Raw genomic sequence first — 22,777 nt, forward strand, 5'->3', positions numbered from 1 at the left:
GAGGCTGCCGGTGAACCCGATCACCCCACACGAGTCCGAGGCCCGCCTGCGCGCGCTGCTCGACCAGCGGGTGGCGGTGCTCGACGGCGCCTGGGGCACCATGCTGCAGGGCGCCGGGCTGACCCCGGCCGACTACCGCGGCGACCGCTTCGGCGAGCACACCCACGACGTCACCGGCGACCCGGACCTGCTGAACCTCACCCGCCCGGACGTCATCCTCGACGTGCACCGCCAGTACCTCGCGGCCGGCGCGGACATCACCACGACGAACACCTTCACCGCCACCAGCATCGGCCAGGCCGACTACGGGCTGCAGGACCACGTCCACGAGATGAACGTCCGCGGCGCGCAGCTCGCCCGCCAGGCCGCCGACGAGGCGGGCGGCAAGTTCGTCGCCGGGTCGATCGGCCCGCTCAACGTCACGCTCAGCCTGTCGCCGAAGGTCGAGGACCCGGCATACCGGGCCGTCACGTTCGAGCAGGTCAAGGCGGCCTACGCCGAGCAGATCCGCGGCCTCGACGAGGGCGGCGTCGACCTGCTGCTGATCGAGACCATCTTCGACACGCTCAACTGCAAGGCCGCGATCGCCGCCGCCCGCGAGGTCGCGCCGCACCTGCCGCTGTGGATCTCGGTCACCATCGTCGACCTGAGCGGCCGGACGCTCTCGGGCCAGACCGTCGAGGCGTTCTGGAGCTCGATCGAGCACGCGAAGCCGCTGGTCGTCGGCGTGAACTGCTCGCTGGGCGCCGAGGAGATGCGCCCGCACGTCGAGGAGCTCTCGCGCATCGCCGACGCCTACGTCGCCTGCCACCCGAACGCCGGGCTGCCCAACGCCTTCGGCGGCTACGACCAGACGCCGGAGGAGACCGCCGGCCTGATCGGTGGGTTCGCCCGCGAAGGCCTGGTCAACCTCGTCGGCGGCTGCTGCGGCACGAGCCCGGCGCACATCGCGCAGATCGCCGCCGCGGCGAAGGGCATCAGCCCCCGCGAGGTTCCCGCGCCGCGCACGCACACCCGGTTCAGCGGGCTCGAGCCGTTCGGCATCGGCGCCGACACCGGGTTCGTGATGATCGGCGAGCGCACCAACGTCACCGGCTCCAAGCGGTTCCGGCGGCTCATCGAGTCCGGCGACCACCAGGCCGCCGTCGACGTCGCACTCGAACAGGTCCGCGGCGGGGCCAACCTGCTCGACGTCAACATGGACGCCGACCTGCTCGAGTCCGAGCAGGCGATGACGACGTTCCTCAACCTCATCGCCACCGAGCCGGAGGTCGCCCGGATCCCGGTGATGATCGACAGCTCCAAGTGGAGCGTGCTCGAAGCCGGCCTGCGCTGCCTGCAGGGCAAGGGCGTGGTCAACTCGATCAGCCTCAAGGAGGGCGAGGAGCCGTTCCTCGCCCAGGCCCGCAAGATCCGCGACTACGGCGCCGGCGTCGTCGTGATGGCCTTCGACGAGCAGGGCCAGGCCGACACCGCCGACCGCAAGGTCGAAATCTGCGGCCGCGCGTACGACCTGCTGACGCAGAAAGCCGGGTTCGCGGGCGAAGACATCATCTTCGACCCGAACGTCCTGGCCGTCGCCACCGGCATCGCCGAGCACAACGGCTACGCCAAGGCGTTCATCGACGCGCTGCCCCGGATCAAGGAGCGCTGTCCCGGCGTCCACATCAGCGGCGGCATCTCGAACCTGTCGTTCTCCTTCCGCGGCAACGACATCGTCCGCGAGGCGATGCACTCGGCGTTCCTGTTCCACGCCGTGAAGGCCGGCCTGGACATGGGCATCGTCAACGCCGGCCAGCTCGCGGTCTACGAGGACATCCCGAAGGACCTGCTCGAGCTGGTCGAGGACGTGCTCTTCGACCGCCGCGAGGACGCCACCGACCGGCTGGTGAGCTTCGCCGAGAACGTCAAGGGCAGCGGCACCAAGCGCGTCGTCGACCTCTCGTGGCGCGAAGGCACGGTCGGCGAACGGCTGTCGCACGCGCTGGTGCACGGCATCGTCGACTACATCGAAGACGACACCGAGGAGGCCCGGCAGCAGCTGGCCCGGCCCCTCGACGTGATCGAGGGCCCGCTGATGGACGGCATGAAGATCGTCGGCGACCTCTTCGGCTCCGGCAAGATGTTCCTGCCGCAGGTGGTCAAGAGCGCCCGCGTGATGAAACGGTCCGTCGCCTACCTCGAGCCGTTCATGGAGGCGGAGAAGGAGAAGGCGCGCCTGGCGGGCACGCTGCCCTCGACCGGCGGCGGCCAGGGCAAGGTCGTGCTCGCCACGGTGAAGGGCGACGTCCACGACATCGGCAAGAACATCGTCGGCGTCGTGCTGGGCTGCAACAACTACGAGGTGATCGACCTCGGCGTGATGGTGCCCGCCGGCAAGATCCTCGACACGGCGGTCACCGAAGGCGCCGACGCCGTCGGGCTGTCCGGGCTGATCACGCCGTCGCTGGACGAGATGGTCGCCGTCGCCACCGAGATGCAGCGGCGCGGGCTGAAGATGCCGCTGCTCATCGGCGGCGCCACGACGTCCCGCCAGCACACGGCGGTGAAGATCGCGCCCGTCTACGACAACACGACGATCCACGTGCTCGACGCGTCCCGCGTGGTCGGCGTCGTGTCCGACCTGCTCGACCCGGACCGGTCGATCGCGCTGGCCGAGAAGAACCGCGCCGACCAGGAGGTGCTGCGCGAGCAGCACGAGAGCAAGCAGCGGCGGCCGATGCTCACCCTGGAGCAGGCGCAGGCGAACCCGGAGCGCGTGTCGTTCGCGGACCTGCCCGAGCCGCTGTTCACCGGCGTGCGCGTGGTCGAGCCGTCGATCGCCACCCTGCGCGAGATGATCGACTGGCAGTTCCTGTTCCTGGCCTGGGAGCTCAAGGGCAAGTACCCGGCGATCCTCGAGCAGCCGGTGGCGCGGGAGCTGTTCGACGACGCCAACGCGATGCTCGACGAGATCATCGCCGAGGGCAGCTTCACCGCGAAGGGCGCGTACGCGTTCTGGCCGGCGCACAGCGAGGGTGACGACATCGTGCTCGAGCGCGAGTTCTCCCACGTCCGGTTCCCGATGCTGCGGCAGCAGACGTCGAAGCCCGAGGACCGCGCGAACCGCTGCCTCGCCGACTACATCGCGCCCGAGGGCGACCACCTCGGCGGCTTCGCCGTCGCCATCCACGGCGCCGAAGACCTCGCCGCGCGCTACGAGGCCGAGCACGACGACTACCGCGCGATCATGGTCAAGGCGCTGGCCGACCGGCTCGCCGAAGCGTTCGCCGAGCACATCCACCTCAAGGCCCGCCGCGACTGGTTCGAGCCGGACGCCGAGCCGAAGCTCGAGGACCTGCACGCGGAGCGCTTCCGCGGGATCCGCCCGGCGCTGGGCTACCCGGCCAGCCCCGACCACAGCCAGAAGGGCGAGCTGTTCGAGCTGCTGGCGGCCGGGGAGCTGGGCATGGGCCTGACGGAGTCGTTCGCGATGACGCCGGCGGCGAGCGTGTCCGGGCTGATCTTCGCCCACCCGGACTCCCGGTACTTCACCGTCGGCAGGCTCGGCCGCGACCAGATCGAGGACTACGCGCGCCGCAAGGGCGTCGAGGTCGCCGAGGTCGAGCAGTGGCTGCGGCCGAACCTGGCCTACGAGCCCGGGGCATAGTCCCGCAGCTCGATGTCCGTGGCGAACTTGTCGGTCGCCTTGAGCATCAGGCCGAGCAGGAAGCGGGACTTGAACGTCCAGTCCCGCAGCTTGATCCGCAGCGGCGACGGCGGCGCGAGGAACGGGCCCGCGCTGCCGCGCTGCGAGACCTTGGCGTAGCCGCGGAAGAGCTCCTCGTAGCGGGCGAAGGCGACCCGGTGGTCGCCGTCGGCCGCGAGCAGCTCGCCCGCGAGCACGTACGCGCCGACGATCGCGAGGCCGGTGCCGAAGCCGCCGAGGGTGTTGCCGTACGCGGCGTCGCCGAGCAGCACGACGCGGCCGCGTGCGTAGTGGTCGATGGTGACCCGGGCGAGCGAGTCGAGGTAGAACTCGCGCGCGTCCGGGATCTTCGCGACCAGGTCGGGTACCCGCCAGCCCGTGCCGCGGTAGGCGTCGGCCAGGAGCCGTCGCTGGTGGGCGGTGTCGGTGCGGTCGTAGTCGAGCTCCGGCGAGGCGAACACGAAGAACGCCGACGCCTTCGGCCCGCCGACGGCGACCATCCGGCCGGGCTCGTTGTACATCACCGGCTCGCCGTCGGCGACGTCCTCGCCGAGCTCGGCCAGCGCGTAGTAGTGGCCGAGGAACCGGACGTAGTCGCGCTCGGGCCCGAACGCCAGCCGCCGGACGTTCGAGTGGATGCCGTCGGCGCCGACGACCAGGTCGAACCGGCGTGGCGCGGCGTTCGCGAAGGTGACGTCGACGCCGTCCGCCGTCTCGGTCAGCGCGATGATGGTGTCGCCGAACAGGTACTCGCAGTCGGTGTGCTGGTAGAGGATCTCGGCCAGGTCGCCGCGGCGGATCTCGATCTCGCCGCCGGTGAACTCACCCGGGATGACGGCTCGGGGACGGCCTTCGGCGTCGATGATCGTCTGGTCGGTGCCGCCGGTCTGGTGCTTCAGGACGTCGTCGAGGATGCCCATCCGCTCGAGCACGGTCCGGTGGGTGGCGCCCTTGAAGTCGACGGCCTGGCCGCCGGGCCGCACCGACGGCGCGCGTTCGACGACGGTGACGGTGCAGCCGTAGCGGGTCAGCCAGTGGGCGAGCGCGGGTCCGGCGATGCTGGCGCCGGAGATGAGGACGTTCAGGTTCTTCATGCCGTCGAGCTTCGCCAGGGACGCTTACGGGTCCCTGACGAAGCCCTGACGGCTACTCGGCGGCGCCCGTCAGCAGCGTCTGGTACCAGGCGTCGTACGGGTGGTTCGTCGCCGGGTAGTTCGCCAAGGGCGTCGTGGCTTCGCTCGCCGAGTCGAAGTCCCAGCCGCGGACCAGCTTGCCCGCCTGGCGGGCCGAGGTGATGAACGCCGACTCGGTCGCCGGGGCGCCGTAGAACAACGCGCCTTGCTGCAGTTCCGCGCTGTCGCCCTTCTGGAACTCGTCGAACGCGACCTGCCGATAGCGGATCCGGTCACCGGCGACGCGGTCGGTGTCGACGCGCAGGGTCTGCGCCGGGGTCGGGCCGTCCGCGCCCGTCCACACGCGGACGCGGGCGGTGCCGCTGGTGGCCGTCGCCTTGGCGAACCGCGGGTCCGACGTCTTGGCGTTGCCGGTCCACGAGACCGTCGTGCCCGACAGGACGCCGTCCCAGTCCCAGTTCTGGCTGCTGCTCTGGCTCCGGTGGATCTCGCGCAGGCGCGTCCCGGCCGGGTCGGTGAAGGCGACGGTCGGCAGCACGCCGTTGTCGTACTGGTGGCTGGCCTGCCAGGTGATCTCGCCGTCCGCGCCGAGCTTGCCGACGTGGTACCAGAGCGTCGTGGCGCTCTGCGACTGGTGGACTTCGACGAGGTCACCGTTGTCGTTGAGGGCGACGGCGGGAGTCTGGCCGCTGTCGTACTTCCCGTGCCGCAGCCAGGTGACCCGCCCGTCGGCGCCGTAGGTCCCGGTCCAGTACCAGAGGGCGCCTGCCCCGGAGTCGTGCACCTCGACGACCTGCCCGCGGCCGTTCAGCGTGACGGCCGGGTGGTAGCCGACGTCCCGCTTGTACTCGGCGCGGCTCTTGCCGTCGCCGGACAGCAGTGGCAGCACGCGCCCGCGCAGCGCGTCGACGGACGGCTGACCGGCCGGGTAGTCCTTCGCCCGTAGCAGGCGGCCGCCGAACACCGACTCCAGTTCCTGGTTCACCGCCGTCAGGTTGCCCGCGGCGTAGGACGGGTTGTCGGTCAGGTCGTCCTTGAGGTCGAGCATCACCACGATCGGCGCGGCGGCCGGGTGGGCGGCCGACCAGGTGTTCACCGTGGTCAGCCAGTCGCGGAGGTTGTTCGACGCGGGGTTGCCGCCGCTGTGGTCCACGGCGTCGCCGGGCGAGTCGTGGCCGACGGCGTAGTCGTGGGTCGTCGCGTAGCCGTTGTCGTGGACGTCGAACTCGAGGAAGCGGATGCCGTGGTCGAGCTGGTGGGTCAGCGAGCTCTTGGCGCCGTCGACGTCGCCGGAGTAGCTGTTGTGCGTGGCCCGGAACACCGACTCGGTGAACGGCGGGCTCGCGGCGTGGGCGGTGGCCGGGGTCAGGACCGCGGCGGTCACGAGAGCGGAGACGGCCAGCGCGGGCAAGCGGGTCATCCTCGAAGTCCTCACGTCGGGGATCGGGCGCCCCATCTTGGCCGTCCGCCGGCTGCGCTGTCTCGAATTCCGGGTGAACAGCGCAAAAGAATCACCGGAAAAGCAATGATCTCGACGTGTCCCGAATGGCCGGGAAATGCTCACGAAATCGAAGATCGGATACCGGGTATGTCCGGTTTGCCGAGCCGTTCGGCGATTCATGCCAAATCCTTGTGCGGATCCGGTACTTCGCGGGTCCCGCCGTCGTCATTATCCGGAGAACGGCTGTGCGCACGTGGGGAGGCAGTGGGTGTGGGGAACGACTGGCCGCTGGTCGGCCGCGAACAGGAACTGGCGTTCGCGCGCCGGGCGGTGGCCGACGCCGAGGTGTGCGGGCTGCTGCTGACCGGGCGCGCCGGGGCGGGCAAGACCCGGCTGGCCAAGGTGCTGCTGGCCGAGCTGGCCGACGGCGGCGCGCGCACGCACTGGGTGCGCGCGATGTCGTCCGCCTCGACCATCCCGTTCGGCGCCTTCGCGCACCTGCTGCCCGGCAGCGCCGACGGCACGGCGGATCGCGCGCACCGGCTCAACCAGGTCGCCGGTCACCTCACGCGCGGGGCCGAAGGGCGGCGGCTGGTGCTGTGCGTCGACGACGCGCACCTGCTCGACGACCTGTCCGCGACGCTGGTGCACCAGCTCGCCGCGACCGCGTCGGCGTTCGTGGTGGTGATCGCGCCGCACGGGGTGAGCGTGCCCGACCCGGTGTTCGCGATGTGGAAGGACCGCGTCGCCGAACGGCTGGACGTTCCCGAGCTCACCCGGCCGCAGACCATCGAGCTGATCACCGCGGCGCTCGGCGGGCGGCTCGACGACGGCGCCGAGCACCGGCTGTGGCACCTGACCCTCGGGAACCCGCTGTTCCTGCGCGAACTCGTGCAGGGCGGGCTCGACAGCGGCGCGTTGTCGGCGAACGACGGCGTGTGGCGGTGGAGTGGCGCGCTGAGCGCGACGCCGCGGCTGGTCGAGCTGATCGAGACCCGCACCGACCGCGTCGACGCCGACGAGCGGCGGCTGCTGGAGCTGCTGGCCTTCGGGGAGCCGCTGGGCAGCGAACCGCTGGTGCGGCTCGGGGCGGCGCGCGTCCTCGCGTCGACCGAGCAGGCCGGGCTGGTCGTCTCCGAACGCACCGGGCGGCGGCTGAACGTCCGGCTCGCGCACCCGCTCTACGCCGAGGTGATCCGGCGCCGGACGTCGCCGCTGCGCCAGCGCGACACCTACCGGATCCTCACCCAGACCCTGGACCTGACCGGCGCGCGGCGCGCCGAGGACAAGCCCCGGCTGGTGCGCTGGCGGCTGGCCGCCGGGCTGCCGACCGACCCGCAGCTCGTCCGGACCGCGGCGGAAACGGTGCTGCGCAAGGACTTCCCGCAGGCCGAGCAGCTGGCGGCGGAGGCCGTCCGGCTGGGTGGCGGGTTCGGCGCGAAGTTCCTGCTCGCCCAGGTGCGGATCGCCGGCGGCCGCCACGCCGACGCCGACGCGCTGCTGGCCGAGCTGGCGGGGGAGACGGTCTCGGACGCGCAGCACGCGCGCGTCGCGGCGACCCGGGCCCTCACCCTGGCGTTCGGCTTGAACCGCGTCGAGGAGGCCGAAGCGGTGCTGGACACCGCGGAGACGGCGGTGTCGGGCCCGGCCGACGACCTGGTGACCGCCCGCGCGGCGCTGCGCGCGGCGGCCGGTGAGTGCGGCGAGGCGCTCGCCCTGATCGGGCCAGTGCTGGACCGCAACCGCCGCGGCGACGCGCTGCGGCTCGCGGCGCTGGCGGTCACGGCCGGGGCGCTGGCCGAGTCCGGGCGGACCGAGGCGTGCCTCGGCGTCGTCGAGGAGGGACTCGGCATCGCGGCGCGGATCACCGACGCTTCGGCGCCGGGGGCGCGAGTCCGGCTGGAGCACGCCCGGGTCGTCGCGCTGTGCCGGGCGGGACGGCTCGAGGAGGCGGAGGACCACGCGGGCGACGACTACCGGGAGGCGGTCGGCGACCGCTGGGGCCCGGCGCTGGCCGGCGCGTCGGCGTCGCTGGGCACGGTCGCGCTGGCGTACGGCAACATCCGCGGCGCGGTCCGCTGGCTGCGGGAGGCGCTCGCGGTGGAAGGGCACGACCGCCCGAACGAGTTCCGGCCCGCGATCGCGGCGACGTTGGCGAGGGCGACGGCGATGAGCGGACGCCCCGCGGAGCCGGTCGGCGACTGGGACGCGGCCTGGGTGGCGGCGGCCAGTGGCGAGCTGACCCGGGCGGCCGACCTCGCGGCAGCCGCGGCCTCGGCGGCCGAAGCCGCGGGCCGGTCGGCGGTGGCGGCCGAGATCCGCCACGACCTGGTCCGGTTCGGCGTCCCGGCGGAACCTCCGCCATCGCCGGGTGGGCTGCTGTCGTCGTTGTACGTCGAGCACGCGCGCGCGTTGGCGGCGGGGGACGCGGCGGGCCTGGACGCCGTCGCTCGTTCGTTCGCCGACTCGGGTGCGCGCTTGCTGGCCGCGGAGGCCGCGGCGCAGGCGTCGCGGGCCTACCGGGCGGCGGGGAAGCTGGGCAGCGCGGTCGGCGCGGCGCAGCGGGCCCAGGCGTGGCTGGTGTCCTGTGAGGACGCGGCGACGCCGGCGTTGGCGTTGCTGGACACGCCACTGGACTTGACGGTGCGCGAGCTGGAGATCGCCCGCTTGGTGGCGACGGGCTTGACGAGCCGTGCGGTCGCCGACCGGCTCGTGGTGTCGGTGCGGACGGTCGACAACGTGCTGCACGGGGTCTACGCGAAGCTGGGTATTTCGGGGCGCCGTGAACTGGCGTCGGTGGTGGGGCAGCCGGAGCCGGGGAGTAGCCCGGACGAGGGGCCATAGGTAGATCACGACGGCGCGGGCGGGAAAGCCGAGTAGGCCGCTACTCATGACTGTCGGCTCGGGTGGCCGAAGACTGGATGACAACGGAGGGGCAAGGGCTTCACCGATCCGAAGGTCAGGAGTGCAGGGATGACGACTTCATCGGGCGACGTCTTCCAGAACGAACAGGGTTCTGGCGGCGGCAACCAGTTCAACGAGCAGGCGTCGACGGGTGGTTCGGGGAACATCTTCCAGAACCAGCAGGGCTCGGGTGGCTCGGGTGGGAACCAGTTCAACGAGCAGGCCGCCACCGGCGGCTCGGGGAACATCTTCCAGAACGAGCAGGGTGCCGGGGGCGCGGGCGGCAACCAGTTCAACGAGCAGGCGTCCACGGGCGGCCGCGGCGGCGACATCTTCCAGAACGAGCAGGGCGCGGGCCGCGGCGGCAACCAGTTCAACGAACAAGCCTCGGCGGGCCACCACGGCGACGTGTTCCAGAACGAGCAGGGTTCGGGTGGTTCCGGCGGGAACCAGTTCAACGAGCAGGCTTCGACCGGTGTCCACGGTGGCGACATCTTCCAGAACCAGCAGGGTTCGGGTGGCTCGGGTGGGAACCAGTTCAACGAACAGGCGTCCACGGGCGGCCGCGGCGGTGACATTTTCCAGAACGAGCAGGGCTCGGGTGGTCACGGCGGCAATCAGTTCAACGAGCAGGCCTCCACGGGCGGCCACGGCAACATCTTCCAGAACGAGCAGGGCTCGGGTGGTCACGGTGGGAACCAGTTCAACGAGCAGGCCTCCACGGGTGGCCACGGGAGCATCTTCCAGAACGAGCAGGGCTCGGGTGGTCACGGTGGGAACCAGTTCAACGAGCAGGCCTCCACGGGCGGCCACGGCAACATCTTCCAGAACGAGCAGGGCTCGGGTGGTCACGGTGGGAACCAGTTCAACGAGCAGGCCTCCACGGGTGGCCACGGGAGCATCTTCCAGAACGAGCAGGGCTCGGGTGGTCACGGCGGGAACCAGTTCAACGAGCAGGCCTCCACGGGCGGCCACGGCAACATCTTCCAGAACGAGCAGGCTCACGGCCACGGCGGCAACCAGTTCAACGAGCAGGCGGCCACCGAGCACCACCACGAGCACGAGCACCACGACCACGGTCACCACGTCGACCACCACCACGCCGACCACCACCACGACGTCGACCACTACTGAGGCGGCGTAAGCACCGAGGAGCGGTCATGCAGGAGCCGAGCGGCGGGGGGCGCATCGCCCTCGACACTCTCGATCTCGCCGTCAAGGGGGCGAAGGCCTACGGGCGGGACGATCTCGTCCAGCGCCTCACCGACGCCCGGCGCCTGCTGTCGGAACCGGACGTCACCGTCTACGTCGTCGGGGAGTTCAAGCAGGGCAAGAGTTCTCTCATCAACGCACTGCTGACCGCCAAGATCTGCCCGGTCGATGACGACATCGCGACCGCGGTGCCGACCGTCGTCCGCTACGCGCCGGAGTCCGGGGCTCTGGCGACCTACGAACCGGCCGACCCGTCGTCGCCGCCGTGGACCGAGCGGATCTCCCTCGACGACCTGCCCGCCCACGTCAGCGAGGCCGGGAACCCGGGGAACGTCCGGAAGCTCCGGTCGGTCACCGCGTCGATCAGCCGCCAGCTGCTCTCCGGCGGGCTCGTGCTGGTCGACACCCCCGGGGTCGGCGGGCTCGGCTCGCTGCACAACGCCGTCACCGTCAGCTCGCTGCCGCGGGCGCACGCCGTCCTCTTCCTCTCCGACGCCTCCCAGGAACTCACCGGCGCCGAGCTGCGGTTCCTCGGCACCGTCAAGGAACTGTGCCCGAGCGTCTTCTTCGTCCTCACCAAGATCGACCTCTACCCGCAGTGGCGGCGGATCCTCGAGCTCAACGCCGGCCACCTCGAGGCCCGCGGGATCACCATCGACACCGTCGCCGTGTCCTCCGAGCTGCGCACCGTCGCCGCCCGGTCGGCCGACCAGGAGATGAACGTCGAATCCGGCTTCCCGCAGCTGGTCAAGCGGCTGCAGGGCGTGGTCGGGGACGCCGAGCGGTCCGCGCTCAACGCCGTCGGCCTGCACGTCGGGTCCGCGGTCGGGCAGCTGCACGCGACCCTGCGCGCCCGCCGCACCGCGCTCGCCCACCCCGAGCAGTCCGCGGCGCTCATCGCCGAACTCGGCCGGGTCAACGACCGCGTCGACGCGCTGCGCAGCCAGTCCGCCAAGTGGCAGCAGCTGCTGTTCGACGGCTTCGCCGACATTTCGTCCGATGTGGACTACGACTTGCGCGCCCGCTCCCGCGGCGTGCTGCATGAGGCCGAAGAGGCCATCGAGGACGGCGATCCCGCCAAGAACTGGGCCGAGTTCGAGAAGTGGCTGCGGCAGCGGCTGGCGAACGAGACCCTCGAGAACTACACGACCTTCGTGAGGCAGGCGCGTGCGCTCGCCACGCGCGTCGCCGAGCACTTCGAGCTCGCCGAATCCCAGGCGGTCCTGCCGCGCGAGGTCCAGGCGCCCGTGCGGGTCGTCGAGGAGATCGCCATCGACTCGTCGTTCACCGGCGTCAAGACCCGCGGCGCCACCGGGATGGCCGCGTTCCAGAAGGCCTACAGCGGGTTCCTGATGTTCTCCATGCTCACCAAGATGGCCGCGCTGGCCATCCCGACCCCGTTCGGCGTCGCGGCCGGCCTGCTCATGGGCCGCTCCGGTTTCCTCGACGAACGCAAGCGGCAGCTGGAGAAGCGCCGCGGCCTGGCCAAGACCGCGGTCCGCCGGTTCGTCGACGAGTTCAACCTCCAGGTCGGCAAGGACTCCCGCGACGCCATGCGCACCGTCCAAAGAGAACTCCGCGACGCCTACAGCGCCCGCGTCGAAGAACTCCAGCGCTCCCTGACCGAGGCATTGGCGAACGCGAAGAAAGCCGTCGTCGACGACGAGTCCGAAGCCGGTGAGCTCAAGCGGCTGGAGGCCGACATCGAAGCCCTCGAAGTGCTCGGCCGCCGGGCCGAGGAAGCTCACCACGCGCAGCGCGCCGAAGGCGGTGACCCGATGACCCCGCTCCACGTCCAGGTCCGCGGGTTCGTCGCCCGCGCCTGCGCCGGGTACGCCGGCACGCCCGCCGAGCCCGCGCTGCGGCAGATCGCCGGACGGCTCGCCGAGCCGCTGCGCGTCGCGATCGCCGGCCGCGTCAAGGCCGGGAAGTCGACTCTGCTCAACGCCCTCGTCGGGCAGGAGCTGGCGGCGACCGACGCGGGGGAGTGCACCCGCGTCGTCACCTGGTACCGCAACGGGCCGACGTACCGGATCACGCTGCACCCGGTCCGCGGCGTGCCGCGCCAGCTGCCGTTCGGCAGGCTCAGCGGCACGCTCGGCCTCGAGCTCGGCATGGCGCCCGGCGACGTCGACCGGCTCGTCGTCGACTGGCCGTCGCCCGCCCTGCGCGCGATGACGCTGATCGACACGCCCGGGCTGGGCTCGGCGCGGGCCGAGGTCTCCGGACGCACGGAGGCGGCGCTCGTGCCCGAAGGCGACGGCGTGGGCACCGCGGACGCCGTCGTGTACCTGATGCGGCACGTGCACGGCGACGACGTCCGGTTCCTCGACGCCTTCCACGACGACCCGGCGGGGCGGCGCCCGGTCAACACCATCGGCGTGCTGTCCAAAGCGGACGAGGTCGGGCACGCCCGCACGGACGCGCTCGATTCGGCGGCGAAGATCGCCGACCGCTACGCCCGTGACTCCCGCGTCCGCGGCCTGTGCCAGACCGTCGTTCCGGTGGCCGGTTTGCTGGCCAGCTCCGCCGCGTCGTTGACGGAGTCCGAGTACCGCGCGTTCCGGCTGCTGGCCGCCGCCCCGGAAGCCGAGGTCGCGCGGCTGCTGACGTCGGCCGACCGGTTCGCGCGCGGCGAGTCCGAAGTGGACCTCCCGGCGGCCGGACGCGCCGAGTTGCTGGCGCGCTACGGCCTCTTCGGGGTCCGGCTGGCGACCGACCTGACGCGCGGCGGCCTGGTGACCGGCGCGCGGGCGTTGTCGGGTGAGCTGCTGGCCCGAAGCGGCCTGCACCGCCTGCGCTCGCTGCTGACGTCCCAGTTCGCCGCGCGCGCCGACGTGCTGAAGGCGCGCTCGGCCCTGCAGGCCGCGGAGCAGGTGCTGCGCGCCTACCCCGACCGCACCGGCGGGCTGCTGCACGAATGGGAGCGGATCGTCGCCGGGGCGCACGAGTTCGCCGAGATCCAGCTGATCGACTCGATCCGGCTCGGCGTCGTCCTGTTCACCACCGACGAAGCCCGCGACGCCGAACGGCTGCTCGGCGCGGCCGGGGTGGACGTGCCGAGCCGGCTGGGCCTGCCCGCGGACGCGAGCCGCGCCGCGATCCGGCAGGCGCTCGGCGCGCAGCTGCTGAGGTGGCAGCGGCGCGCCGAGCACCCGGCGTCCCCGCGCGACGTCCGCGACGCGGCCCGCGTCCTGGTGCGCACCTGCGAGGGAATCCTGCTCAGCGAAGCCAGGGCGGAGGTCCTGTCGTGACCGAGCAGCCGAAGTCCAAGATCAAGCGGGCCGCGGCGGCCGTGGCCGGTGCCGTCGCGTCCGAAGCCGTCGGCAACGCGCTCACCCCCGGCTCGACGCCGCAGGGGCAGCCGGAACCGGCGGCCGCCGCGCAGGAGGCCCCAGACCACGAGTACGTGCCCGAGGTGGAGGTCACCAGCGTCACCCGCGGCGAGGACGGCTCGGTCGAGGCGCAGACGGGTACGGTCTGGCACCCGGAGACCGCCGACGGCCTGCCGCTCGAGGAACTGCCCACGGTCGAGGAGTTCGAGCAGATCGAGGTGCGCGAGGACGAGTTCGGCAACTTCATCATCGACGCCACCGAGCGGTTCGTGGTGCACAACCACGGCCACGACGAGGTGTACGTCGACCACCAGCACCTCGTCGTGCCCGGCGACGGCACCCCCGGCGCCACGGACATCGACATCGTCCAGGACGCCGACATCGTCATCCACGAGAACCCCGACGGCACGATCACCGTCGAGCACGAGGGCTCGCTCAGCTACGAGCTGACCCCCGACGCGCCGGGCCACGGCGACATCGAGGTGTTCCAGGAGGAGACGGTCCTGCTCGACGAGGCCGAGACCGGGCCGCCGGGGATCGAGGTCGGCGTCAGCGTGGACGAGCAGGCCAAGGCCGACGACCCCTTCGGCGAACCCGCCGGGCCGGTCATCCACCAGACCGAGGTGATCGCCGACAAGGGCCGCGGCGCCACCGTGACCGCGTCGGTCACCGCCCCGGCGCCGTCACTGCCCGGGCCGCCCTCGGCGCCGGTGGTCGCGTTCAGCCGCCAGTCGTCCACTGTGGACGCCACGCCGGGCGCGGTCGAGACGACGCTGGCGGCGTCGGCCACGCTCGCGGAGCACCCGGTCGCGCGGCACAGCTTCGCCACCGACCGCGAACCACCGCACCACGACGCCGGTGAGGTCACCGGCTCCCGGCCGGTGCACGACGAGCGGCCGTTCGAGCCGCCGCGGCACCCGGAACCCGAGCCGCACCCGGAGGTGGGGCACCTCCCGGTGGACCCGCCACCCGAGCCGCCGCCCCCGGTGGAGCCGCCCGGCCCGCCGGTACCGGAAGAAGACCGAGAACACCAGGCCGAGGAGCCGCCACCGGCGCCCGGCGAGGACCCGACTTTGGACCACGCGCACACGGGCGGCGGAGGCTGACATGGGCTACGGACTGGGCATCGACCTCGGCACGACGTTCACGGCCGCCGCCGTCGACCGCGACGGCCACGTCGAGATGGTGTCGCTGGGCGACCGCACGGCGGCGATTCCGTCGGTGGTGCTGCTGCGCGCCGACGGCGGCGTGCTGGTCGGGGACGCGGCGAGCCGGCGCGCGGCCGTCGAGCCGGACCGGGTGGCGCGCGAGTTCAAACGGCGGCTCGGCGATCCGACGCCGGTGCTGCTCGGCGGCGCCCCGCACTCGGTGGCGTCGCTGATGGCGCACCTGCTCGGGTACGTCGTGCGGACGGTCGCCGGGCAGCAGGGCGGCCGCCCGGACCGGATCACGCTGACCCACCCGGCGAACTGGGGCCCGTACAAGCGGGAGCTGTTCGCGCAGGTGCCGCGGCTGACCGGGATCGACCGCGTCGGCCTGATCACCGAGCCCGAAGCGGCGGCGGCGCACTACGCGGCGCAGGAGCGGCTGGAGGACGGTGCCGTCGTCGCGGTGTACGACCTGGGCGGCGGCACGTTCGACGCGACCGTGCTGCGCAAACGCGGCGGCGGCTTCGAAATCCTCGGCACCCCCGAAGGCATCGAGGGCCTGGGCGGGATCGACTTCGACGAGGCCGTTTTCGGGCACGTCGACCGCGCGCTCGACGGGCAGCTGTCGCGGATCGACCCGGACGACGCGGGCGCGGTGGCCGCGGTCGTGCGGCTGCGCCACGAATGCGTGCTGGCGAAGGAAGCCCTGTCGGCGGACACCGAAACGGCGATCCCGGTGCTGCTGCCGTCGGTGCAGACCGAGGTGCGGCTGACGCGCGGCGAGTTCGAGGAGATGATCCGCCCGTCGATCACGGCGACGATCGGCTCGCTGCACCGGGCGCTGCGGTCGGCGAACCTCCGTCCGGCCGACCTCGGCGCGGTGCTGCTGGTCGGCGGGTCGTCCCGGATCCCGCTGGTGTCCCAGCTGGTGTCGGCGGAACTGGGCAGGCCGACGGCGGTGGACATCCACCCGAAGTACGGCGTCGCGCTCGGCGCCGCCGCGCTCGCTTCCGGCCGGTCCGGGCTGGTGCAGGCGACGCGGGCGCAGCCGGTGCCACCGCCGCGGCCCGAGCCGGTACGGGTCCCGGCGCCGCGCGAGGAGCCCCGCCCGGGGTTCGGCGCAGGATCGCCCCCGCCGACGCTGGGCCGGAGCAAGTCCGACGGCGCGAGCCCGGCGCGACGGGCCTCGCGGCGCGGAGTGGTGGTCGGCCTGTGCGCGGTGGCGGTGGTGGCGATCGGCGGGGTGGCGGTGGCGGTGAGCAGCTCCGGCGGCACCCCGACGGGCGGCACGACACCGCCGCCGACCTCGGCGACGGAGACCCCGACGCTGGTGACGCTCCCATCCCCGGAGACGGCGGAGCCGACGGCCGTCCCGCAGCACACGAACCCCCCGCCCACGACCCGCCGCAAGACCCCGCCGAAGACGACGACCCCGACCAAGACCACAACGCCCACGACGACGACCACAACGCCGACGACCACGACAACGCCGACGACCTGACCCCAAGCGCCCCAAGGCGGCCTTGGTTGCGTAAGACGCACCGAAGGCCGCCTTGGGTGCGTGGGGTGCACCGAAGGCCGCCATGGGTGCGTTAGACGCACCGAACGCCGCATTGGGTGCGTCAGACGCACCGAACGCCACATTGGGTGCGTCAGACGCACCCAACGCCACATTGGGTGCTCCACCCGTGCCCCACCGCCACCCTCACCGGAGGCGCCTCGCGCCGCCGCGCCCATCCAACACAACCAACGCCACCTTGCGCCGCACACGCAAACCGCCCGCGCCGGTAGCCTTCGCGGCATGGCGGCAGAGCACGTGATCGTGACGTCCACGACCGACTCCGAAGCGGCGGCCCGCGAGCTGGCCGCGCGGGCCATCGACGCGCGGCTGGGGGCCTGTGCCCAGGTCGTCGGCCCGGTCACCAGCGTCTACCGCTGGGAAGGCGCGGTCCGGACCGATCAGGAGTGGCGCGTCGAGATCAAGACGACCGCCGACCGGGTGGCCGCGCTGGCCGTGCACCTCAAGCAGCTGCACGGCTACGACCTGCCCGAAATCATCGCCACCCCGATCGAAGGCGGCAGCGCCGAATACCTGGCCTGGCTGACTGCCGAAACCCGGGGTTAGCTGACTAGGGTCAGGGAATGGACGAACTGAGGCAGCGTTTCGCGACGCTGACCACCGCGCACCTGGCCGACGCCTGCATCCGCGCCGGGCTTCCGGTGCGCTGCGCGCCGTCGGCGACCCGTGCCGTGGTGCCCGGCAGCAGGCTGCTCGGTCCCGCTGTTCCCGCGCGGCACGTCGGCAGCGTCGACGTCTTCCTCGAGGCCTTCGAGAACGCGACCCCCGGTGGGGTGCTCGTGGTCGACAACGGCGGACGGCTCGACGAAAGCTGCGTCGGCGACCTCGTCGTGCTGGAGGCGCGGGCCGCCGGGCTCTCCGGCGTGGTGATCTGGGGCCTGCACCGCGACACCGCCGACATCCGGGCCATCGGGCTGCCCGTCTTCAGCCTCGGCTCGCTCCCCACCGGCCCGCTGAGCCTCGGCCCGCGCGTCGAGGGCGGGCTCGCCGAAGCCGTCGTCGGCACCTGGCGGATCGGGCCGTCGGACCTGGTCGCCGGCGACGACGACGGCGTCCTCTTCCTCCCGCTGGCCAGGGCGGGCGAGCTGTTCGGGCTCGCCGAGTCCATTCGCGACACCGAGCGCCGCCAGGCCGACCGGATCCGGGCGGGCGAGCCGCTGCGGGAACAGGTCCGGTTCGCCGACTTCCTCGCCGCCCGCGAGGCGGACCCGGCCCTGACCTTCCGCGCGCACCTGCGTGCCGTCGGCGGCGCGATCGAGGAGTAGCCGCGACGGCAGCGGGTACCCGCGCCCGGCGGGGGTGGGAGGCGACTGATGAACACGCTCAGCGACTTCGGCCGGGACGTCGAGTACCACTTCGCCCGCGGCTTGCGGGCCTACCTCGCCCGCGTCGCCCATGCCGCCGGGGTCGGGTTCGAGTCCTGCTCGCTCGACTTCGGACTGCCCAGCTCCGCCTACGTGGCGCTCGACCGGACCCGCCGCGACCGGCCGGACGAGGACCTGGCCCTCGTCTGGGACGAGGTGCACGGCTGGGCCGCGGTCGCCGAGCCCGCGTGCGGCGGCGCGGCGGAGGTGCTCGCCTACCTCGGCGGCAACGACGTCCTGCCGTCGCCGTCCGTGGTCGCCCGGTTCCTGGACGCGCTGGACGACGCCGGCCCGGAGTGCCCGCCGGTGTTCCGGACCGCCGGGCACCACGAGGACCTCGTCGGGCGGCTGCCGGTCACCGGGCCGGAAGGGTTGCTGCGGCCGAGCTCCCCGGCCTGGTGACCGACGGGACCGCACCGCGCCGAGCGCATAGGATGGGCCGGCACCGTCCGGTCCAGCGAGGGAACCCCGTGAGCAGCGCCGAGGAATCCAGTCCCGTCCGCGTCCTCCTCGTCGAGGACCACGACATGGTCGCCGAGGCGCTGCAGCTGGCCCTCGACCGCGCCGACGGGATCACCGTGGTCGGCCGCGCCCGCTCGCGCGCCGAAGCCGTCGCCGACGCCCGCGAGCACGCCCCGGACGTCGTCGTGCTCGACCGGCGGCTCGCCGACGGTGACGCCCTCGGGGTCATCGCCGAGCTGGGCTCCGGCGGCGCGCGGGTGCTGGTGCTGACCGGCGACGCGACCCCGTCGATCGCGGTCCAGGTGGCGAAGGCGGGCGGGGCCGGGCTGCTGCTCAAGTCGTCGCAGCTGGGCGTGCTGGAAAACGCCGTGCGGGACGTGGCCGCCGGCGGCGTCGTCTTCGACGCGGAGCTGCTGCCCGGCGTGTTCGACCGGCTCACCGGCCGGGTGCCGGCCGGCGGTGCGGCCCTGACCGCGCGGGAACGCGAAACCCTCGACCTGCTCGCGGAAGGCGCCACCACCGAGGAGATCGGGCAGCGGCTGGGCGTCTCCCGCAACACCACGCGCAACCACGTCCAGCGCGTCCTGGAGAAACTCGGCGCGCGCTCGAAGCTCGAAGCCGTTGCGGTGGCCCGCCGGGAGGGCCTCATCGGCTGATGCAGGTGCACCAGGCACGGCGTCGCGGTTTGCATCTCGTGCGGCCCGGCGCCGCGGAGCATCCTTGAGCCCGTGGACATCCCGGCCCCGCTCACCGCGGAGTGCGCCCTCACCGACCTGGGGGGCGGACTGGCCGTCGTGCGCCGGTTCACCCGCCTCACCCTGCTGGCTTGGGAGTGCGGCGCCGCGATCGACGACGCCCTGCTGATCGTCACCGAGCTCGCGACGAACGCCCTGCGCCACGGGCGCGGGTCGCCCGTGCTGCGGCTGAGCGTCGGGGCCGCGCACGTCCGCATCGAAGTCTTCGACGACGAGCCGAAGCCACCCGTGCGGCGGCAGGCGGGCGCCGACGGCGGCTGGGGTCTGGCCCTGGTCGAGCGGCTCTCCCTGGCCTGGGGGACCGCGAGCCACGGCCGGGGGAAAGTGGTCTGGTGTGCGCTGCCCGCCACGTCCGCCGAACTCGCGGGCTGAGCGCCGCGCGCCACGCCGTGCCCGGCGGGCGGCGATCCGGCAGAGTTGGCGCATGGACGATGCGCGTCGGCCGCCCGACGACCGGTTCCGCCTGATGGTGCAGGGCGTGCTGGACTACGCGATTTTCATGCTCGACCCCGAGGGCCGGATTTCGAGCTGGAGCGCCGGTGCGGAGCGGATCAAGGGGTGGTCCGCCGGGGAGATCATCGGGCAGCACTTTTCGGTGTTCTACCCGCCGGAGGACGTGGCGGCCGGTAAACCCGCGCGGGAGCTGGAAATCGCCGTCGAGCGGGGGCGGTTGGAGGACGAGGGGTGGCGGTTGCGCAAGGACGGCACCCGGTTCTGGGCGAACGTGGTGATCACAGCGTTGTACGACGAACACGGGCAGCTGCAGGGGTTCGGGAAGGTCACGCGCGACGTGACCGAGCGCCGCGACGCCGAAGTGGCGTTGCGGGAGAGCGAGGAGCGGTTCCGGCTGCTGGTCCAGGGGGTGCTGGACTACGGGATCTTCATGCTGGATCCGGAGGGGCGGATTTCGAGCTGGAACGCGGGCGCGGAGCGGATCAAGGGGTGGTCGGCGGGGGAGATCATCGGGCAGCACTTTTCGGTGTTCTACCCGCCGGAGGACGTGGCGGTCGGCAAACCCGCGCGCGAGCTGGAAATCGCGGTCCAGCAGGGGCGGTTGGAGGACGAGGGGTGGCGGGTGCGCAAGGACGGCACCCGGTTCTGGGCGAACGTGGTGATCACGGCGTTGTTCGACGAGCAGGGACGGCTGCGGGGCTTCGGGAAGGTCACCCGCGACATGACCGAGCGCCGCAACGCCGAGCAGGCCCTGCGCGAACGCCGCCGTCTGGTCGGGCACCTCGTCGACGCGCAGGAGGTGGAACGGCGCCGGATCGCCTGGGACGTCCACGACGAGTCGATCCAATCCATGGTCGCCGTCGGGATGCGCCTGCAGCTGCTCGCCTCGCGGCTGCCCGAGCCGCACGCCGCCGCCGTCGCCGGGCTCGACGAGTCGGTGCAGGCGGCCATCGGCAGGCTGCGGGCGCTGGTCTCCCGGCTGCGGCCGCCGGAGCTGGACCGCAGCGGGCTGGTGGAAGCCGTCTCCGGCTACGTCGACGAGGTCGCCGGCCACTGGGGACTGGCGCATTCGGTGCGGGACGAGCTGACGGCCGAACCGTCGCCGGAAGCGGCGATCACGGTTTACCGGATCTGCCAGGAGGCGCTCAGCAACGTCCACCGGCACGCCCGGGCCACCAGGGTCGACGTCGTCCTGTCCACAGTGGACAACGGGACGCGCGTGCGGATCACCGACGACGGCGTCGGCACGACCGGGGAAGACGCGGGGGCCGGCCACTTCGGGCTCGTCGAGATGCACGAGCGGGCCGAAGCCGCGCACGGCTGGCTTTCGGTGACCGGCACGCCCGGCGGCGGCACGACCGTCGAGTTCTGGCTGCCGATGCTGCCCGACGTGACGGGACCGGAGTCGTGACCGAGCTGCGGGTGCTGATCTCCGACGACGACGTGATGATCCGCGACGTCCTCAAGGAGGTGCTGGACTCCGAGTCCGGCATCGCCGTGGTCGCGGTCGCCGCCGACGCCGACGAGGCGATCCGGCTCGCCGAGCGCCACCGGCCCGAGGTCGCGGTCCTGGACGTCCGGATGCCCGGCGGGGGTGGGGCGCGGGCCGCGCGCGAGATCGCGCGACGCAGCCCGGGTACCGCCATCCTGGCCTTCTCGGCCTACGCCGATCGCGTCTCGATCGCCGGGCTCGCCGCGGCCGGGGTCACCGAGTACCTGGTGAAGGGCGCGCCGAACACGGCGATCGTCGAGGCCGTCCGGCGGCTGGGGAGCTCAGCCGCCGGACTGACCGGTCACCGGACGCGGTGCGCGTCGGCGACGCCGTCGAAGTCCGCGGGCAGCAGCGCGAACAGCCGCCGCACCACGCGCGACCGGCCGGGGTCCACGGTGAGGTGGGCGCCGGCGGCGTCGGCGAGCAGCTGGGCGCGCAGCAGCGAGTTCAGCCCGGCGACGGAGAAGAACGTGACGCCGGAGAGGTCGATGACGACCTCTTCGACCTGGCTGCGGATGCGGGACCGGAGCACTTCGTCGAGTCTGCGCGCGGTGCACAGGTCGACCTCCCCGGTGACGCGGACGGAGACCGTGCGGTGTCCGGGACGGAGTACGCGAAGCGACATGTGGCCGTCGGCGTTCATCCAGTCGGTGAGTTCGTGGTCGGCCGAGCGTGGTTCGGGAACCATCGCGGCACACCCTTTCGTCGGGCGGTGGGGTGGGCCGGACGCGGGTCGCAGTGCCGTAGGCGGCAGCCTGCCTGCCCGGGCGCGAGTCGTCCGGCGTCGGCTGACGGCTCAACCGTGGAACCCCCGCAGCATAGTGCATTCGCACTAGGTGAACCACCGGGCCTCACCCGCGCAGCGAAGCGACCGGCTTTCCGGTGCGGTCGCGCAGGAGCTCCCGGAGCGTGCCGGGGTGCTCGTAGCCGACCTTCCGGGCGATCGACTCCAGCGAGAGATCTGTCGTGCGCAGCAGGTGCGCGGCCTGCTCGACGCGCAGGTCCTGCACGAACCGCACCGGTGACGTGCCGAGCGTGCGCCGCACCGCGCGCTGCAGCGTGCGTTCGCTGACCCCGAGGTCCCGCGCCGCCGCCGGGAGGCTGACCGGCTCGGCGAGGTGGGCCCGGACCCAGCTCTCGAACGCCGCGACTGTCGGGTCGTGCCCGGCCAGCGCGCTCGCGATCGTGTACGCCGACTGCGACGGGCGTTCGTCGACGACCAGGTAGCGCGCGATCAGGTCGGCGAGCGCGGGGCTGCGGTGCCGGACGATCGCGAGCGCCAGGTCCACGTGCCCGAACGCCGCGCCGGCCGTGGTCACCCCGGCGGAGCTGACCACCATCCGCGTCTGGTCGAGCTCGACGGCGGGGTAGCGGGCGCGGAACACCGGCGCCAGCCACCAGCTCGTGGTCGCCCGCTGCCCGTCGAGCACGCCGGCTTCGGCGAGCAGGAACGTCCCGGTGCACGCGGACGCGACCGGCGTGCCGGCCGCGCGCGCGGCGGCGACGGTCCGCCGTCCCGCCGCGGAAGCCGGGCCGGACACGTACGCCAGCAGCTCCTCCGGCCGCCGTTCGGCCAGCGCGGGCACGATCAGCAGCTCGGCGTCCGCGGCCTGCCGCAGCGGTTCGGTGGCGACGAGGTGCCCGACGCCGGTCCGCACCCGCCGTTTCGCCCCGACCGTCGTGACTTCCCAGGCGGGCGGCGGCTGGGCCAGCTCGCCGCGCATGGCGTTCGCCGCGTCGAGCACGTCGAGCAGCGCCGCCAGCCCGGAGTCGAACACGCCGTCGTAGGCGAGGACCGCGACCTTCATGTC

At 72.8% G+C, this 22,777-nt stretch carries 16 protein-coding genes and 1 pseudogene; 13 read left to right on the plus strand and 4 right to left on the minus strand.

Features of this window, described 5'->3' with window-relative positions; genetic code table 11:
• Window positions 1-10: 10 nt before the first annotated feature.
• Window positions 11-3,649: a methionine synthase gene (metH, locus tag QP939_RS38010; RefSeq protein ID WP_285451292.1), complete on the plus strand. Its 3,639-nt coding sequence runs from the start codon at window positions 11-13 to the stop codon at window positions 3,647-3,649.
• Here the strand turns inward: metH and QP939_RS38015 are convergent.
• Together QP939_RS38015 and QP939_RS38020 are read right to left on the minus strand one after the other, a co-directional pair.
• A complete protein-coding gene (locus tag QP939_RS38015; protein WP_285451293.1) occupies window positions 3,631-4,782 on the minus strand; it encodes an FAD-dependent monooxygenase in 1,152 nt (383 codons plus the stop codon). The two genes, metH and QP939_RS38015, sit on opposite strands and share 19 nt — an antisense overlap.
• Window positions 4,783-4,834: 52 nt before the next feature.
• Complete coding sequence (locus QP939_RS38020) at window positions 4,835-6,241, minus strand: PI-PLC domain-containing protein (protein ID WP_285451294.1); 1,407 nt, start codon at window positions 6,239-6,241, stop codon at window positions 4,835-4,837.
• Between the two features lie 291 nt (window positions 6,242-6,532).
• Between QP939_RS38020 and QP939_RS38025 the strand changes: the two genes are divergently transcribed.
• The 12 genes and pseudogenes from QP939_RS38025 to QP939_RS38080 all read left to right on the plus strand — a co-directional run.
• Window positions 6,533-9,106 (plus strand): AAA family ATPase, encoded by a 2,574-nt coding sequence (locus QP939_RS38025; protein WP_285451295.1) that lies wholly within the window; start codon window positions 6,533-6,535, stop codon window positions 9,104-9,106.
• A 129-nt stretch (window positions 9,107-9,235) separates the two neighbouring features.
• Entirely contained in the window at window positions 9,236-10,300 is a 1,065-nt protein-coding gene (locus tag QP939_RS38030) for a glycoprotein (RefSeq protein ID WP_285451296.1), read from the plus strand.
• Between the two features lie 26 nt (window positions 10,301-10,326).
• Window positions 10,327-13,632, plus strand: a complete 3,306-nt coding sequence (locus tag QP939_RS38035) for a dynamin family protein (RefSeq protein WP_285451297.1) — start codon at window positions 10,327-10,329, stop codon at window positions 13,630-13,632.
• A complete protein-coding gene (locus tag QP939_RS38040) occupies window positions 13,629-14,819 on the plus strand; it encodes a hypothetical protein (protein WP_285451298.1) in 1,191 nt (396 codons plus the stop codon). The genes QP939_RS38035 and QP939_RS38040 overlap by 4 nt, the downstream gene beginning before the upstream one ends.
• A 1-nt stretch (window position 14,820) precedes the next feature.
• Entirely contained in the window at window positions 14,821-16,362 is a 1,542-nt protein-coding gene (locus QP939_RS38045) for an Hsp70 family protein (RefSeq protein ID WP_285451299.1), read from the plus strand.
• 300 nt (window positions 16,363-16,662) lie between these two features.
• A complete protein-coding gene (gene cutA, locus QP939_RS38050) occupies window positions 16,663-16,986 on the plus strand; it encodes a divalent-cation tolerance protein CutA (RefSeq protein ID WP_285451300.1) in 324 nt (107 codons plus the stop codon).
• A 17-nt stretch (window positions 16,987-17,003) separates the two neighbouring features.
• Window positions 17,004-17,705 carry an RraA family protein gene (locus tag QP939_RS38055; protein WP_285451301.1) on the plus strand — a complete coding sequence of 234 codons (702 nt, stop codon included), beginning with the start codon at window positions 17,004-17,006 and terminating at the stop codon, window positions 17,703-17,705.
• Between the two features lie 48 nt (window positions 17,706-17,753).
• The gene (locus QP939_RS38060; RefSeq protein ID WP_285451302.1) at window positions 17,754-18,206 is read left to right on the plus strand and encodes a DUF6292 family protein; all 453 of its coding nucleotides are present in this window, start codon (window positions 17,754-17,756) and stop codon (window positions 18,204-18,206) included.
• 68 nt (window positions 18,207-18,274) lie between these two features.
• Window positions 18,275-18,922, plus strand: coding sequence for a response regulator transcription factor (locus QP939_RS38065; protein WP_285451304.1), 648 nt, complete (start codon window positions 18,275-18,277; stop codon window positions 18,920-18,922).
• 72 nt (window positions 18,923-18,994) lie between these two features.
• Complete coding sequence (locus QP939_RS38070; RefSeq protein ID WP_285451305.1) at window positions 18,995-19,393, plus strand: ATP-binding protein; 399 nt, start codon at window positions 18,995-18,997, stop codon at window positions 19,391-19,393.
• A gap of 52 nt (window positions 19,394-19,445) precedes the next feature.
• The gene (locus tag QP939_RS38075) at window positions 19,446-20,885 is read left to right on the plus strand and encodes a PAS domain-containing sensor histidine kinase (RefSeq protein ID WP_285451306.1); all 1,440 of its coding nucleotides are present in this window, start codon (window positions 19,446-19,448) and stop codon (window positions 20,883-20,885) included.
• Between the two features lie 11 nt (window positions 20,886-20,896).
• Window positions 20,897-21,223 (plus strand): annotated as a pseudogene (locus QP939_RS38080) (response regulator); the annotation flags it as partial.
• Window positions 21,224-21,267: 44 nt separating this feature from the next.
• Here the strand turns inward: QP939_RS38080 and QP939_RS38085 are convergent.
• Both QP939_RS38085 and QP939_RS38090 read right to left on the minus strand, forming a co-directional pair.
• Window positions 21,268-21,654: an STAS domain-containing protein gene (locus QP939_RS38085; protein ID WP_331661216.1), complete on the minus strand. Its 387-nt coding sequence runs from the start codon at window positions 21,652-21,654 to the stop codon at window positions 21,268-21,270.
• A gap of 163 nt (window positions 21,655-21,817) precedes the next feature.
• Window positions 21,818-22,774, minus strand: coding sequence for a GlxA family transcriptional regulator (locus QP939_RS38090; protein ID WP_285451307.1), 957 nt, complete (start codon window positions 22,772-22,774; stop codon window positions 21,818-21,820).
• Between the last annotated feature and the right edge of the window lie 3 nt (window positions 22,775-22,777).

The organism is Amycolatopsis nalaikhensis (assembly GCF_030264295.1).
Lineage (GTDB): Bacteria > Actinomycetota > Actinomycetes > Mycobacteriales > Pseudonocardiaceae > Amycolatopsis > Amycolatopsis nalaikhensis.